11 protein-coding genes are annotated in these 13,141 nt (G+C 69.8%); 5 read left to right on the top strand and 6 right to left on the bottom strand.

What is annotated here, in order from left to right:
• Nucleotides 1-131: 131 nt before the first annotated feature.
• Together CSC64_RS11290 and CSC64_RS11285 are read right to left on the bottom strand one after the other, a co-directional pair.
• A complete protein-coding gene (locus tag CSC64_RS11290; RefSeq protein WP_162435423.1) occupies nt 132-614 on the bottom strand; it encodes a hypothetical protein in 483 nt (160 codons plus the stop codon).
• A gap of 114 nt (nt 615-728) precedes the next feature.
• Nucleotides 729-2,306, bottom strand: coding sequence for a phospholipase D family protein (locus tag CSC64_RS11285; RefSeq protein ID WP_162435422.1), 1,578 nt, complete (start codon nt 2,304-2,306; stop codon nt 729-731).
• A 144-nt stretch (nt 2,307-2,450) separates the two neighbouring features.
• On the opposite strand from CSC64_RS11285, the gene CSC64_RS11280 reads away from it, so the two are divergent.
• Nucleotides 2,451-4,106 carry a DUF3300 domain-containing protein gene (locus tag CSC64_RS11280; RefSeq protein ID WP_162435421.1) on the top strand — a complete coding sequence of 552 codons (1,656 nt, stop codon included), beginning with the start codon at nt 2,451-2,453 and terminating at the stop codon, nt 4,104-4,106.
• A 15-nt stretch (nt 4,107-4,121) separates the two neighbouring features.
• Nucleotides 4,122-5,009 (top strand): DUF2950 domain-containing protein, encoded by an 888-nt coding sequence (locus tag CSC64_RS11275; protein WP_162435420.1) that lies wholly within the window; start codon nt 4,122-4,124, stop codon nt 5,007-5,009.
• A 49-nt stretch (nt 5,010-5,058) separates the two neighbouring features.
• Here the strand turns inward: CSC64_RS11275 and crcB are convergent, their stop codons facing one another.
• The 4 genes from crcB to CSC64_RS11255 all read right to left on the bottom strand — a co-directional run bounded on the left by crcB (nt 5,059) and on the right by CSC64_RS11255 (nt 10,106).
• Nucleotides 5,059-5,445, bottom strand: a complete 387-nt coding sequence (gene crcB / locus CSC64_RS11270; protein WP_162435419.1) for a fluoride efflux transporter CrcB — start codon at nt 5,443-5,445, stop codon at nt 5,059-5,061.
• A 53-nt stretch (nt 5,446-5,498) separates the two neighbouring features.
• On the bottom strand, nt 5,499-6,866 hold the full coding sequence (locus tag CSC64_RS11265; protein ID WP_162435418.1) for a replication-associated recombination protein A: 1,368 nt from the start codon (nt 6,864-6,866) through the stop codon (nt 5,499-5,501).
• A gap of 195 nt (nt 6,867-7,061) precedes the next feature.
• Nucleotides 7,062-7,694 (bottom strand): outer membrane lipoprotein periplasmic chaperone LolA, encoded by a 633-nt coding sequence (gene lolA, locus CSC64_RS11260; RefSeq protein ID WP_162435417.1) that lies wholly within the window; start codon nt 7,692-7,694, stop codon nt 7,062-7,064.
• A gap of 66 nt (nt 7,695-7,760) precedes the next feature.
• Nucleotides 7,761-10,106: a DNA translocase FtsK gene (locus CSC64_RS11255; RefSeq protein ID WP_162435416.1), complete on the bottom strand. Its 2,346-nt coding sequence runs from the start codon at nt 10,104-10,106 to the stop codon at nt 7,761-7,763.
• A gap of 238 nt (nt 10,107-10,344) precedes the next feature.
• On the opposite strand from CSC64_RS11255, the gene trxB reads away from it, so the two are divergent.
• Genes trxB through CSC64_RS11240 form a run of 3 tightly spaced genes read left to right on the top strand, consistent with a single transcriptional unit; the run spans nt 10,345 to nt 13,130 of the window.
• The gene (gene trxB / locus CSC64_RS11250; protein ID WP_162435415.1) at nt 10,345-11,295 is read left to right on the top strand and encodes a thioredoxin-disulfide reductase; all 951 of its coding nucleotides are present in this window, start codon (nt 10,345-10,347) and stop codon (nt 11,293-11,295) included.
• Nucleotides 11,296-11,307: 12 nt separating this feature from the next.
• Nucleotides 11,308-11,991, top strand: coding sequence for a PIN domain-containing protein (locus tag CSC64_RS11245; RefSeq protein ID WP_162435414.1), 684 nt, complete (start codon nt 11,308-11,310; stop codon nt 11,989-11,991).
• On the top strand, nt 11,988-13,130 hold the full coding sequence (locus CSC64_RS11240) for a GNAT family N-acetyltransferase (RefSeq protein ID WP_162435413.1): 1,143 nt from the start codon (nt 11,988-11,990) through the stop codon (nt 13,128-13,130). The genes CSC64_RS11245 and CSC64_RS11240 overlap by 4 nt, the downstream gene beginning before the upstream one ends.
• The last annotated feature ends 11 nt before the right edge of the window (nt 13,131-13,141 follow it).

Genomic DNA, 13,141 nt, shown 5'->3' with positions numbered 1-13,141 from the left:
CCGGCCTCGGCCTCACGCAGGAAGCCGATGATCTGCTCTTCGGAAAAGCGCTTCTTCACGTCCAATCTCCTCGCTTTGGGGAATTGGACTCCAGTTCGCCGTGCTACTCAAAACCGGGGGGACGTCGTTCCCTACATTCCTTCACCCGGCGGCGGCATCGAGGCCGGGCGCGCGCATCCGTTGATCGGCGCGCCACCGTCGATGGCCAGCACCGCGGCGAACGGGAACATCGCGCCGGACATGCTGTCCTGGCATTCTTTCGCGGTCACTGTCAGTTCCGCCTTGCCGGCGGCGTCGGTGGCGACCACGGTGCGCGTGCCGTCGGCACTTTTGCTGGAGGCGACCGCCAGGCTGCGCTGGCTTTCGATCCCGCTCAGGACCAGCCCGGTGGCCGATACGGTCACGGCCCAGAACGGCTCGTTGGTCGAGGCGACGAGGTCGCCGTCCAGTGCCTGGCCGGAGGGGGCGGACGCTGTGTCGCCGGCCCCGCTGCCGGCAGCGGCTGCGTCCCCCGCCGGCGCGGCGGCGTCCTGCGCGGGTTTGCAGGCGGCCAGCGCCACGCAAAGGACGGCGGCGACCAGGCACTGGCTCGCGAACGACGGGGGCTTGCGCATCGTGCGTCTCCTCAAGGCCGGGGCTTCCCCGGGGGCCAGGCCATCATGCACCCCGCCGCCGGCACCGCCAATCTCCCGCTGCGCGGCACTGCAGGCGCGGTATCGGCGCGGTCCTCAGAGTTGCGACTCAAGCGGCAGCACCTTCATCAGCCAGCTCATCGCACGCTGCGTGGCGGTGGCCTCCGGATCGCGCGTCCAGACCTGCACGCCGTCGCTCCAGCGCAGTTCACCCTGGGCATCCAGGGTGACATGCCAGGCGTGGGCCGGGCTGGTCTGCTGCGCGAACAATGCGGACAGGCCCGCGGCCAGCGCGGGGTGTTCGACCAGGATGCCCTGTTCGCAGTTCAGCGAGGTCGAACGCGGGTCCAGGTTGTAGGAACCGACGAACACCGCGCTGTCGTCGATCACCATCGCCTTGGTGTGCAGGCTCGAGCCCGACGACCCCTTCAGGCTGAACTGCGCCGGCCCGTCGCTGGGCTTGAGCTCCCACACTTCCACGCCCTGCTCCAGCAGCGGTCGGCGGTAACGGCTGTAGCCGCCGTGCACCGCGGCCACGTCGTTGGCGGCCAGCGAGTTGGTCAGTACCCGCACCGCCACGCCGCGGCCGTCGATCGCAGCCAGCTCCGCGGTACCGCGCTCGCCAGGCACGAAGTAAGGCGAGATCACCAGCAGTTGCCCGCTTGCGCGCTGCATCTCCGGCAACAGCACCTTTACCACCTCCGAGCGCTGCTCCAGCGGCAAGGTGGCCTTCAAAGGATCGTCGCTGACGAAACGCCAGCGCGGGCTCCAGTGCAGCGCGGTGCCGCCTTCCAGCAGCTGCTGCACCTTCGGATCCTCGCGCAGCACGGACGCGTACTCGCTGGAATGCAGGTCGGCAGCGGCTTGCTCGAGCACCGTGCGCAGCGCCTGCATCCGCTCAGGCGTGTCCTCGCCCGGCGACAGCTGCGCGATCGGGTAGTTGGAAGGCGAGTTCCAGAACAGGTCGAAGTTGCGCGCCACTTCGGCCACCACCGGGCCGACCATCAGCAGGTCCAGGTCGACGAAGTTGGGACCGTCGCTGGCGGCGAAGTATTCGTTGCCGAGGTTGCGGCCGCCGACCAGGGCCATGCGCCCGTCGGCGATCCAGCTCTTGTTGTGCATGCGGTGGTTCAGCCGCTTGAACCCGGTGCCGAATTCGCCGGCCTTGCGCAGCGTCCCCGAGCGGCTGGCCATCGGGTTGTACAGCCGCACCTCGATGTGCGGATGGGCGTCCAGCGCGGCCAGGCCAGTGTTCTTGGCCCGCGCGTCCAGGTCGTCGGCAAGGATGCGCACGCGCACGCCGCGGTCGGCGGCCTGCAGCGCCAGCCGCGCCAGCATCCGGCCGGTCAGGTCGTCGTGCCAGATGTAGGTCTGGATGTCGAGGCTGCGGGTGGCGGCGTGCGCGCTGTAGGCGCGCAGCGCGTAGGCCTCGGCGCCGTTGCCGACCAGGCGGAAACCGGACTGCCCGGGATGGGCCGCCTCCGCCGGCACGGTGCGCTCGGCGATGACGCCTTCGGTGGCTGCCGGAAGCGAGGCTTCGGGCGGCGTGTCGATCCGCGGCGGGAGCTGGGCGCAAGCGGCCAGGAGCGCCGCCATCGCGATCGCCAGCAGCCGGAAAAGGAATGCACCCGGATGTTCCGGCGTGTCCCTGTACCCGTATCCGGATCCGTGCATATCCCTTCCTCGGGTTCGCAGCATCGTTGGTGGCGGTCCATCCACTGCCGTCACGCGTGAATAACACATCCGGGCCCGACAATCCGATCCACCTGCAGGGAAGTGGGGCTCCGGCAGGCACCATCATCACGTCCGGGAGAAGCCATGCGTACCACGATCCTGGCCGCCGCGTGCCTGGCCTTGCTGGCCGCTTGCTCGCGCAGCCCCGAATCCAGCGGCACCGCCGCCACGCCTGCCGCCACCCCGGCATCCGACGCCGCGGCCGCACCGGCGAAGGAAATCGTCTTCGCGCGGGAGGAACTGGACCAGATGGTCGCGCCCGTCGCGCTCTACCCGGACCCGCTGCTGGCCCAGGTGCTGATGGCCGCGACCTATCCCGGCGACGTCGCCGATGCCGCCGCATGGGCCAAGGCCCATCCGGACGCGCAGGGCGACGCGGCGGTGAAGCAGGTCGCCGACGAACCGTGGGATCCGAGCGTGCAGTCGCTGGTCGCGTTCCCGCAGGCGCTGGCGCTGCTCGGCCAGGACCCGGCCTGGGTGCAGCGCCTGGGCGACGCCTTCCTCGCCCAGCCGGACGACGTGATGGACGCGGTGCAGCGCCTGCGCCGCCAGGCCCAGGCCGCCGGCAACCTGGAATCGAACGAGTACCAGCAGGTCAGTGCGCAGGCCGCGGCTGCACCGGCCGCAGCGCCGGTGGACGCCTCTTCTCCCGCGCCCGCGCCGGTGGCGGCCGAGGGCGGCGACCAGGTCATCGTGATCCAGCCGGCCGACCCGCAGGTCGTCTACGTGCCCAGCTACAACCCGACCACCGTGTATGGCAGCTGGGCGTATCCGGCCTACCCGCCCGCCTACTATCCGCCGCCCGCGGCGTACTACCCGCTCGGCGGCGCGCTGGCGCGCGGGCTGATGTTCGGCGTGGGCCTGGCGATCACCGATTCGCTGTGGGGCGATTTCGACTGGGGACACAACGACATCGACATCGACGTCAACCGCTACAACAACATCAACGTGAACCGGCAGCTGGACGTCGACCGCAACCGCTGGGAGCACAACCCCGCCCATCGCGACGGCGTTCCCTACCGCGACCAGGCGCACCGCGCTGCCAATGGCCGGCAACTGGACGGTGCGCGCGAGCGTGATGCGTTCCGCGGAGACGACCCGCAACGCGCGCAGGCACGCGAACAGGCACGCGCCAGGATGGACCAGCACGGCATCGACGCGCCGGCGCGGACCAACCAGGAGGCGCGCGAGCGCGCCCAGTCGGCCGCCGGCCGGATGCCCGAAGGCGGAGCGGGGTCGCGCGAGCATGCCGCCGAGCGCATGGCCGATCGCACCGGCGCGCAGGCCGGAGCGCGCGACAACGCCCGCGCCGCGGCCGATCGCGCCCACGCCGACCCGCAGGCCGCCCGCGAACGGGCGGCGGCCACGGCGCAGCAGCACCAGGCCCGCGATCGCGCCGCCGGTGCGGCGCAGCAGCATCCGCAAGCCCGCGACCGGGCCGCTGCCACGGCGCAGGACCGGCCGCAGGCGGCGCAACGCACGCAGCAACCCCAGCACCGGCAGACGCAGAGCAACGAACAGGCCCGTGCCGCTGCGCGCCAGCACTCGCAGCAGGCGCAGCGCGGCAGCGGCAACGCGTTCAGCGGCGCCCGCGAACCGTCCCGCTCGCATGCCCAGGCGCAACGCGGCAACGCCAGCCATGCCGCCGCGCAACGCCCGTCCAGTGCGCGCCCCGCCGGGAACCAGGTCCATCGCCCCGCCAGCGCGCCACAGCGCCAGGGCGGCGGCCGCCACCGCTGAGCCAGGAGACCGACCATGAAGCGTTTCGCACTGTCCCTGGCCCTCGCCGCACTGTTCGCACCGGCCGCGTCCGCCGCCGAGCAGGCCTTCCCGAGCGCCGAAGCCGCCGCCGCGGCCCTTGTCGATGCCCTGGGCACCACGCAGGCCGATGCCGCCAGGCTCGCCGCCCTGTTCGGCAAGGACGGGAAGGACTACGTCCCCGCCGACGTGGACCGCGCCGACGTCGACGCGTTCCTGGCCGACTACCGCAAGTCCCACCGCATCGACACCCGCGCCGACGGCAGTGCGGTGCTCGCCGTCGGCGACGGCGGATGGACGTTTCCGGCGCCGCTGCGCAAGCAGGCCGACGGCTGGCGCTTCGACATGCAGGCGGGCCGGACCGAGATGCGCGCGCGGCTGATCGGCCGCAACGAACTGGCCACCCTCCAGTCCACGCGCGCCTACCACGACGCGCAGGTCGAATACGCGCTGCAGGACCACGACGGCGATGGCGTGCTCGAATACGCGCACAAGCTGATCAGCAGCGACGGCCTGCACGACGGCCTGTACTGGTCCGACGACGACAGCGGCGACATCAGCCCGCTCGGGCCGCTGTTCGCCGATGCCACGCCCGGCTCGGACTGGCACGGCTACCACTACCGCATCCTCGATGCGCAAGGGCCATCGGCACCGGGTGGAGCCTTCTCCTACCTCCTCGGCGACGACATGAGCCGCGGTTTCGCGCTGCTGGCCTGGCCGGCGAAGTACGGCGAAACCGGGGTGATGACCTTCATGATCAGCCACGACGGCGAGGTGTTCGAAAAGGACATCGGGCCGTCGACCGCCAAGGTCGCCGGCACGATCAAGGCGTTCGATCCGGACGACAGCTGGAAGGACGTGGGCGGGGACCTGGCCGGTCCCTGACCCGGGAACGGCTCCGGCGGCCGGCCACGGAGACGGCCGCCACCGCGCCTCAGCCGCCGAAGCGCAGCACGCGCCAGGTGTACAGGCCCAGCACGGTCAGCAGCAGCGAGCCGAACAGGTGCAGGATCACGCCCAGCAGCGCGGCGCCGTACTGCTGGCGGGTGAGCTGCTGCACGATCTCGGCGGAGAACGTGGAGAAGGTGGTCAGCCCGCCGAGCAGGCCGGTGACCAGGAACAGCCGCCATTCCGGGGCCATGCCCGGCCGCGACATGATCCAGCCCAGGGCGATGCCGACCACGTAGCCGCCGACCAGGTTGGCAGCCAGGGTGCCCAGCGGCACCGGGCTGCGCGAAGGGTTGAGCCAGGCCGACAGGCCCCAGCGCATCCAGGCGCCGATCGCCGCGCCACTGCCCACCGCGATGAACGAACGCACCATGTCCACTGCCCTGCTCCGGTTCGGTGTCGGGTATCGGCGCGCGGCCGCGGCGCTCAGCCGCGCGCCTTGCGGGCCTGTTCGCGCGCGGCGCGCAGGCGGTCCAGTTTTTCCTTCAGCCTGATCTCCAGGCCGCGCTCGACCGGTTCGTAGTACACGCGCTCGCCCATCGCCTCGGGGAAACCGGTCTGGTCCAGCGCGATCCCGCCCTCGCTGTCGTGGTCGTACTGGTAGCCCTTCGAGTACCCGAGCTGCTTCATCAGCTTCGTCGGCGCGTTGCGCAGGTGCAGCGGGACCTCGGCGGTGCCGTGTTCGCGCACGTCAGCCTTGGCCGCATTGAGCGCCACGTACGCGGCGTTGGATTTGGCGGTGCTGGCCAGGTAGATCGCCACCTGCGCCAGGGCCAGGTCGCCCTCCGGGCTGCCCAGGCGCTCGAAGGTATCCCAGGCGTCCAGCGCCATCCGCCACGCGCGCGGATCGGCCAGGCCGATGTCCTCCACCGCCATGCGGGTCAGGCGCCGCGCCAGGTAAGCCGGGTCGCAACCGCCGTCGAGCATGCGCGCCAGCCAGTACACGGCGGCGTCGGGATTGGAGCTGCGCACCGACTTGTGCAGCGCCGATATCTGGTCGTAGAACTGCTCGCCGCCCTTGTCGAAGCGGCGGGTGCGGTCGGCCAGCACCTGCAGCAGGGTCGCCTCGGTGATCCGCCCGCCCTCGTCGGCGGCCAGTTCGGCGGCGATCTCCAGCAGGGTCAGGGCGCGGCGCACGTCGCCGTCGGCGGCACCGGCGATCCCGCGCAGCAAGGGTTCCTCGATCACGATGCCCTGCCCGCCCAGGCCGCGTTCGCCGTCCTCCAGCGCCCGCTGCAGCGCGGCGACGATGTCGTCCACCGACACCGCTTCCATCACGTGCACCCGGCAGCGCGACAGCAGCGCCGAATTCAGTTCGAACGAGGGGTTCTCGGTGGTGGCACCGACGAAGACAATGCTGCCGCGCTCGATGTGCGGCAGGAACGCATCCTGCTGGGTCTTGTTGAAGCGGTGCACCTCGTCCACGAACAGCACGGTGCGGCGCCCTTCGGCGAACCGCTGCGCGGCTTCGGCCAGCACCTGGCGCACGTCGGGAAGCCCGGAAAGCACCGCGGAAATGGCCCGGAAATCGGCGTCGGCGTATTGCGCCAGCAGCAGCGCCAGGGTGGTCTTGCCGCAACCGGGCGGTCCCCACAGCACCATCGAATGCACGCGCCCTGCTTCGACCGCGCGGCGCAGCGCCGTCCCGGGCGCGAGCAGGCGGCGCTGGCCGACCATCCCGTCCAGGCTGCGCGGACGCATGCGCTCGGCCAGCGGGCGCATCGCCTCCTGCCGCGCGGGATCGGCCAGCAGGCCGTCTTCGGAAGGGGGCGTGGATCTGCGCGCGCGGGTCATGGGCACATCATAGGCGGTCCCGCCCCGCGCATCGCCGCCGCACTCCCTGTAGGAGCCCACTTCAGGGGGCGACCCGATGCCGGTGGAAGACGCGGCGTTTGACGCGGAACCTCCGGAGCGTTCGTGTTGAACGGCGCTGCGTTCCGGCGCCTTGGGGTCGCCCCCTGAAGTGGGCTCCTACAAGGGTGGCGACGGTCATTGGCCGACGACGTCGACATCCTTGCCCGGAGTGAACTTGAACGTGCCCGCGGCGAAGGACGGGTTGCGCTTCCAGCCATCGAAACGGATCTCGGTCTTCTGCCCGACCAGGTCCAGCACCTGCATCCGCGCCAGCCCCTGCGCGCCGAAGCCCAGCCGCGCCATCTGGAAGTTGGCCTCGGCATCGACCTTCGGGGTCAGGGTCAGCCACTGCAGGCCGTCGCTGGCGGCGGCTTCCTCGCTGACGTCGAACTGGCCTTCCAGCCGCGCCGGATCGAACAGCGCCACCAGCGGACTGTTGCGCTCTTCTTCGCCCTGCACCTTGACCGTGGCCTGCTGCAGGTCCGGCTCGTAGATCCAGACCTTCTGCCCGTCGGCCACGATCAGCTGCGCGAACGGCTTGAGGTACTCCCAGCGGAACAGGCGCGGTGCCGACACCGCGACCGTGCCCGTGCTGCTTTCCTTGGCGCGGCCGTTGGCGTCGAACACCTGCTGGCTGAAGCTGCCTTCCAGGCCCTTGAGGCCGCTGGTGAAACGGACCAGCTCATCGCGGGCGCCGGCGAAGGCGGTGCCGGCGAACAGGACCAGTCCGAGGAGTGCGTAGCGGGCGTGGCGAAGGCGATGCGGCATGGGGTCGCTGTCCAGTCGTTTTGCGAAGTGTGCCGCGAACAACCTGAACAGGCAGCCCCGGCGCGGTCAGTCGCGCGGGGGCGGCGGGGCGAGGACGCTGCGGTCGCCGTTGTGCTCGGGCGGGGTGACCACGCCGGCCGCTTCCATCGCTTCGATCAGGCGCGCGGCGCGGTTGTAGCCGATCTTGAGCCGGCGCTGCACGCCGGAGATCGACGCGCGGCGGGTCTCGGTGACCACGCGCACCGCCTCGTCGTACAGCGGATCGGATTCGTCGCCGCCACCGCCACCGCTCTCCGGCAGCCCGGTGGCGCCGACCACCACGCCGTCGCCCATCGCCTGCACTTCGTCCAGCACGCCTTCGATGTAGTCGGCGCGGCCGCTGGCCTTGAGGTGCTCGACCACGCGGTGCACTTCGTCGTCGCTGACGAAGGCGCCGTGGATGCGCTCGGGCATGGCCGTGCCCGGTGGCAGGTACAGCATGTCGCCGTGGCCGAGCAGGGTCTCGGCGCCGGACTGGTCCAGGATCGTGCGCGAGTCGATCTTGCTCGACACCTGGAAGGCGATGCGGGTCGGGATGTTGGCCTTGATCAGGCCGGTGATGACGTCCACCGACGGGCGCTGGGTGGCCAGGATCAGGTGGATGCCGGCCGCGCGCGCCTTCTGCGCCAGCCGCGCGATGAGTTCTTCGACCTTCTTGCCGACGATCATCATCATGTCGGCGAATTCGTCGATGAAGATGACGATGAACGGCAGCGGCTCGAGCGGGCGCGGCGCCTCGCCGAGCTCCGGGTTGGGGCGGAACAGCGGATCCATCAGCGGCTGGCCGGCGTCCTGCGCGTCCCTGACCTTCTTGTTGAAGCCGGCCAGGTTGCGCACGCCCACCGCGCTCATCAGCTTGTAGCGGCGCTCCATCTCCGCCACGCACCAGCGCAGGCCGTTGCCGGCCTCCTTCATGTCGGTGACCACCGGCGCCAGCAGGTGCGGGATGTCCTGGTAGACGCTCAGTTCGAGCATCTTCGGGTCGATCATCAGCATCCGCAGGTCTTTCGGGCTGGCCTTGTACAGCAGGCTCAGCACCATCGCGTTGACCGCCACCGACTTGCCCGAGCCGGTGGTGCCGGCCACCAGCAGGTGCGGCATGCGCGCCAGGTCGGCCACCGTGGGCCGGCCGGCGATGTCCTTGCCCAGGGCCAGGGTCAGCACGCTGGCCGACTTGTCGTATTCCTTCGAGCGCAGCAGCTCGGAGAGGAAAATCATCTCGCGGCTGGTGTTGGGGGTCTCCAGGCCGATCACCGACTTGCCCGGGATCACGTCGACCACGCGCACGGATTTGACCGACAGACCGCGGGCGATGTCCTTGTCCAGCGAACTGATCTGGCTGACCTTCACCCCCGGCGCCGGCTCCAGTTCGAAGCGGGTGATCACCGGGCCCGGGTAGGCGCCGACCACCTGCGCGTCGATGCGGAAGTCCTTGAGCTTGAACTCGATCTGGCGCGACAGGGTTTCCAGGGTTTCCTCGGAATACCCGCGGGCCTGCGGCTTGGGGTCGTCGAGCAGGGCCAGCGGCGGCAGCCCGTCAGGCGTGCCGCCGGTGCCCTGGAACAGCGGGATCTGGGTCTCGCGCTTGGCCCGCTCGCTCTTCTCCACCACCGGCGCGGCCGGCGGCTCGATCCGGACCGGTTCGCGGCGGGCCTGCCTGACCGCGTCGGTCTTGCGCACTTCCTCGCGTTCCTCGCGCAGGTCGCGGGTGCGCTTCCACTCCTCGGCCTGCCGGGTCTTGCGCCGTAGCAGGTCCGGCAGCGCCAGCACGCCGGCGCCGATCTTCTCCATCACCCAGAACCAGGACAGGCCGGTGGCCAGGGTCACCGAAACCAGCGCCAGCACGATCAGGAACATGTTCGAGCCAAGCCTGCCGAAGCCGTTGGCCAGCGACTGCCCGACCAGCTTGCCGATCACCCCGCCAGCCTGGCCGACGTCGCCGACGTAAAGGCGCAGGTGCAGCAGCCCGGTGGCCGCGATCAGGAAACCGACGATCCCGACCAGGCGCAGCGCCGGCCCCAGCTCGTCTTCCTCGCCCAGCCCGAACAGCGCGATCCAGGCCACCGCGCCCAGGATCAGCGGCAGGATGAAGGCCGCATACCCGACCAGCTGGATCAGCACGTCGGCGATCCAGGCACCGGCCAGGCCGCCCAGGTTCTGCACCGGCGCGGTCACGCTGCCGCTGTTGGACCAGCCCGGATCGTCGGGCGAATAGCTGGCCAGGCAGGCCAGCAGGTACAGCAGCAGCGGCGCGATCACGATCAGCGCCAGGTCGCGCCACAGGCGCTGCCGCCGCGGGCTGGCCGCGCCGGCATCGGCGCGCACGTTCGTGCCGCGGCTGGACTTGCTGCGTTCCGTCAATGCCTTGGCCACGTTGGCAGATCGATCCCTGGGTGTCCGGAAAGCGGGTCTGGAAGCGCTCGCAGAATGCGGCGTTAGGCCTTGATCTTAAATGCTTCTGTCGGCCATTGCCTAGCGGCGCGTGGGCGCAGGCCGGGATGACGGGGCGGGAAACAGCCCCGCGGCCGGAGCGTTCCGCCGCTCGCCTTGATCTACCCCGGTGCGGCCGCCACTCTATGCGTTGCCCTTCGCCACCCTTCCCACGGACTGCATGACCACCAAGCACTCGCGCCTGCTCATCCTCGGCTCCGGCCCCGCCGGCTGGACCGCCGCCGTCTACGCCGCCCGCGCCAACCTCAAGCCGGTGGTGATCACCGGCCTGCAGCAGGGCGGCCAGCTGATGACCACCACCGAGGTCGACAACTGGCCCGGCGATGCCCACGGGCTGATGGGCCCGGACCTGATGGCGCGCATGCAGGCCCATGCCGAGCGCTTCGAGACCGAAGTGATCTTCGACCACATCCACACCGCCGACCTGTCGAAGCGGCCGTTCACCCTGAGCGGCGACAGCGCCACCTACACCTGCGACGCGCTGATCATTGCCACCGGCGCCACCGCCAAGTACCTGGGCATCGAGTCGGAGGAGAAGTTCAAGGGCCGCGGCGTGTCCGCCTGCGCCCCCTGCGACGGCTTCTTCTACAAGGAGCAGGACGTGGTCGTGGTCGGCGGCGGCAACACCGCCGTGGAAGAGGCGCTGTACCTGTCCAACATCGCCCGCAAGGTCTACCTGGTCCACCGCCGCGACAGCCTGCGCGCGGAGAAGATCATGCAGGACAAGCTGTTCGCCAAGGCCGAGGCCGGCAAGGTCGAGCTGGTCTGGCACCACACCATCGACGAGGTGCTGGGCGACGACGCCGGGGTCACCGGGGTGCGGGTGAAGTCCACGCTCGACGGCAGCACCCGCGACATCGCCGCGCACGGCTTCTTCGTGGCCATCGGCCACCACCCCAACACCGGCCTGTTCGAGGGCCAGCTGGCGATGGATGGCGGCTACCTGGAGATCCGCTCCGGCCTGGGCGGCAACGCCACCCGGACTTCGGTCGAGGGCGTGTTCGCCGCCGGCGACGTCGCCGACCAGCACTACCGCCAGGCGATCACCTCGGCCGGCTTCGGCTGCATGGCCGCGCTGGATGCGGAGCGCTACCTGGACAAGGGTCACTAAGGATTCTGGCGCTTGCACTACATCCTGATCGACTATGAAAACGTACAGCCGGCGGATCTCGCCGGCCTAGGCGCGGAGCAGGCCTACGTTTTCGTATTCACGGGTTCCGATCAGAAAGTAGGGATCGCCCTGATCGAGGCCGTACAGGCACTGGGCGAACACGGGCGCTTCATACGCATCGCCGGCAATGGCCGGAATGCGCTGGATTTCCACATTGCGTGCTACCTCGGCCAGTGGATGGTGCGCGATCCGCAAGCCACCTTTCTTATCGTATCCAAAGACACTGGGTTCGACCCCCTGATCGCGCATCTCAATGCCACTGGCACGCTCATCAAGCGTATCGAGCCGCCGGCCAAGAAAGCGACGGCTAAGGTTTCGAAGAAGGCCGTCACGGTGATTGTCGAAAAGGCAGCCACCCCTCAACCGGCCAAGAAGAAGGCTGTCGCCAAGAAGGCCGAGAAAAAAGTGGCCGTTGTGGCAACAGTCTCTCCGCAGAGTGACGCAGAGAAGATCATCAAGGGTTTGAAAGGCATGGCCAAGAACCTTCCTGGTAGCGAGGCGAGCCTGCGGCGCATGGCTTCGACTTGGCTCGCCTCACAGGACGGCGCCCGGATGGATAGCGCCATCTCCGAACTGGGTAGGCGCAAAGTAATCGACCTGACCGAACCGAAGGTCCGTTACGCACTGCCGAAATGATGTTGCGCATCTGTCATGCGCTTTCCGAGGTCCCCACCAGTCAGTGGGACGCACTGCACGACGGCAGCAACCCCTTTCTCTTCCACGCCTTCCTCGAAGGCCTGGAGCGCCACGGCTGCCTGCGCGCGGACTGGGGCTGGACGCCACGGCACCTGGCCCTGTGGGACGGCGACCGGCTGGTCGCCGCCGCACCGGGTTACCTGAAGGCCAACTCGCACGGCGAGTTCGTGTTCGACCACGCCTGGGCGCATGCCTACGCCCGGCATGGGCTGGACTACTTCCCGAAATGGCTGTTCGCCGTGCCCTACTCGCCGGTGACCGGGCCGCGACTGCTGGCCCGCGACGACGCCGCGCGGCGCGCGCTGCTGGAGGCGATCGCCGCACACGCCGATGCCGCCGGCCTGGCCTCGGCCCACGTCAACTTCCACACCGGGGCCGAGGACGCGCTGTTCGACGCGGAATGGCTGCCGCGCCTGGACGTGCAGTACCACTGGCGCAACCTCGATGGCTGGGACGGCTTCGATGCGTTCCTGGCGGCGATGGACCACAAGCACCGCAAGAACATCCGCCAGGAGCGGGCGAAGGTGCAGCGCGCCGGGGTCACCTTCCGCCGGCTGCATGGCGACGAGGCCAGCGCGGAGGACCTGGACGCGATCCACCACTTCTACCTGCGCACCTTCCGCGACTACGGCAATTCGCCGGCGCTGACCCGGGATTTCATCGGATATATTGCACGAGAAATGCCTCGCAATATATTGATTATATTGGCAGATTATCAGGATAATCCGGTCGCTGGCGCACTCTGCCTGCGCGGCGGCGACACTCTGTACGGCCGCTACTGGGGTGCCGACGCCACCCTGCCCGGCCTGCACTTCGAGACCTGCTACTACCAGGGCATCGAGTACTGCCTGGAACAGGGACTGGCCCGTTTCGAACCGGGCGCGCAGGGCGAGCACAAGCTGGCGCGCGGCTTCCTGCCCACCTTCGTGCGCAGCCGCCACCGCATCGCCGACCCGCGCTTCCGCCTGGCGCTGCGCCAGTGGTGCGCGGAGGAAACGCACGCGGTGCGCCGCCATGCCGCGAACCTGGCCACGCATTCGCCGTTCCGCGGACCGGCCGCGCCGGCACCGGAAACCTGATCGACGCAGGC

Origin of the sequence: Pseudoxanthomonas koreensis (assembly GCF_010093225.1) — a bacterium.
In the GTDB taxonomy this organism is placed as follows: Bacteria; Pseudomonadota; Gammaproteobacteria; order Xanthomonadales; family Xanthomonadaceae; genus Pseudoxanthomonas; species Pseudoxanthomonas koreensis.
The sequence above is the reverse complement of the archived record's forward strand: the minus strand, read 5'-3'. Positions and strand labels throughout refer to the sequence as shown.

Bases quoted from the DNA above. Each gene is read 5' to 3' on its own strand.
- CSC64_RS11265 (WP_162435418.1), bottom strand. From the start codon at position 6,866: ATGACCCGCGCGCGCAGATCCACGCCCCCTTCCGAAGACGGCCTGCTG.
- CSC64_RS11240 (WP_162435413.1), top strand. From the start codon at position 11,988: ATGATGTTGCGCATCTGTCATGCGCTTTCCGAGGTCCCCACCAGTCAG.
- CSC64_RS11285 (WP_162435422.1), bottom strand. From the start codon at position 2,306: ATGCACGGATCCGGATACGGGTACAGGGACACGCCGGAACATCCGGGT.
- CSC64_RS11290 (WP_162435423.1), bottom strand. From the start codon at position 614: ATGCGCAAGCCCCCGTCGTTCGCGAGCCAGTGCCTGGTCGCCGCCGTC.
- lolA (WP_162435417.1), bottom strand. From the start codon at position 7,694: ATGCCGCATCGCCTTCGCCACGCCCGCTACGCACTCCTCGGACTGGTC.
- CSC64_RS11280 (WP_162435421.1), top strand. From the start codon at position 2,451: ATGCGTACCACGATCCTGGCCGCCGCGTGCCTGGCCTTGCTGGCCGCT.
- crcB (WP_162435419.1), bottom strand. From the start codon at position 5,445: ATGGTGCGTTCGTTCATCGCGGTGGGCAGTGGCGCGGCGATCGGCGCC.
- trxB (WP_162435415.1), top strand. From the start codon at position 10,345: ATGACCACCAAGCACTCGCGCCTGCTCATCCTCGGCTCCGGCCCCGCC.
- CSC64_RS11275 (WP_162435420.1), top strand. From the start codon at position 4,122: ATGAAGCGTTTCGCACTGTCCCTGGCCCTCGCCGCACTGTTCGCACCG.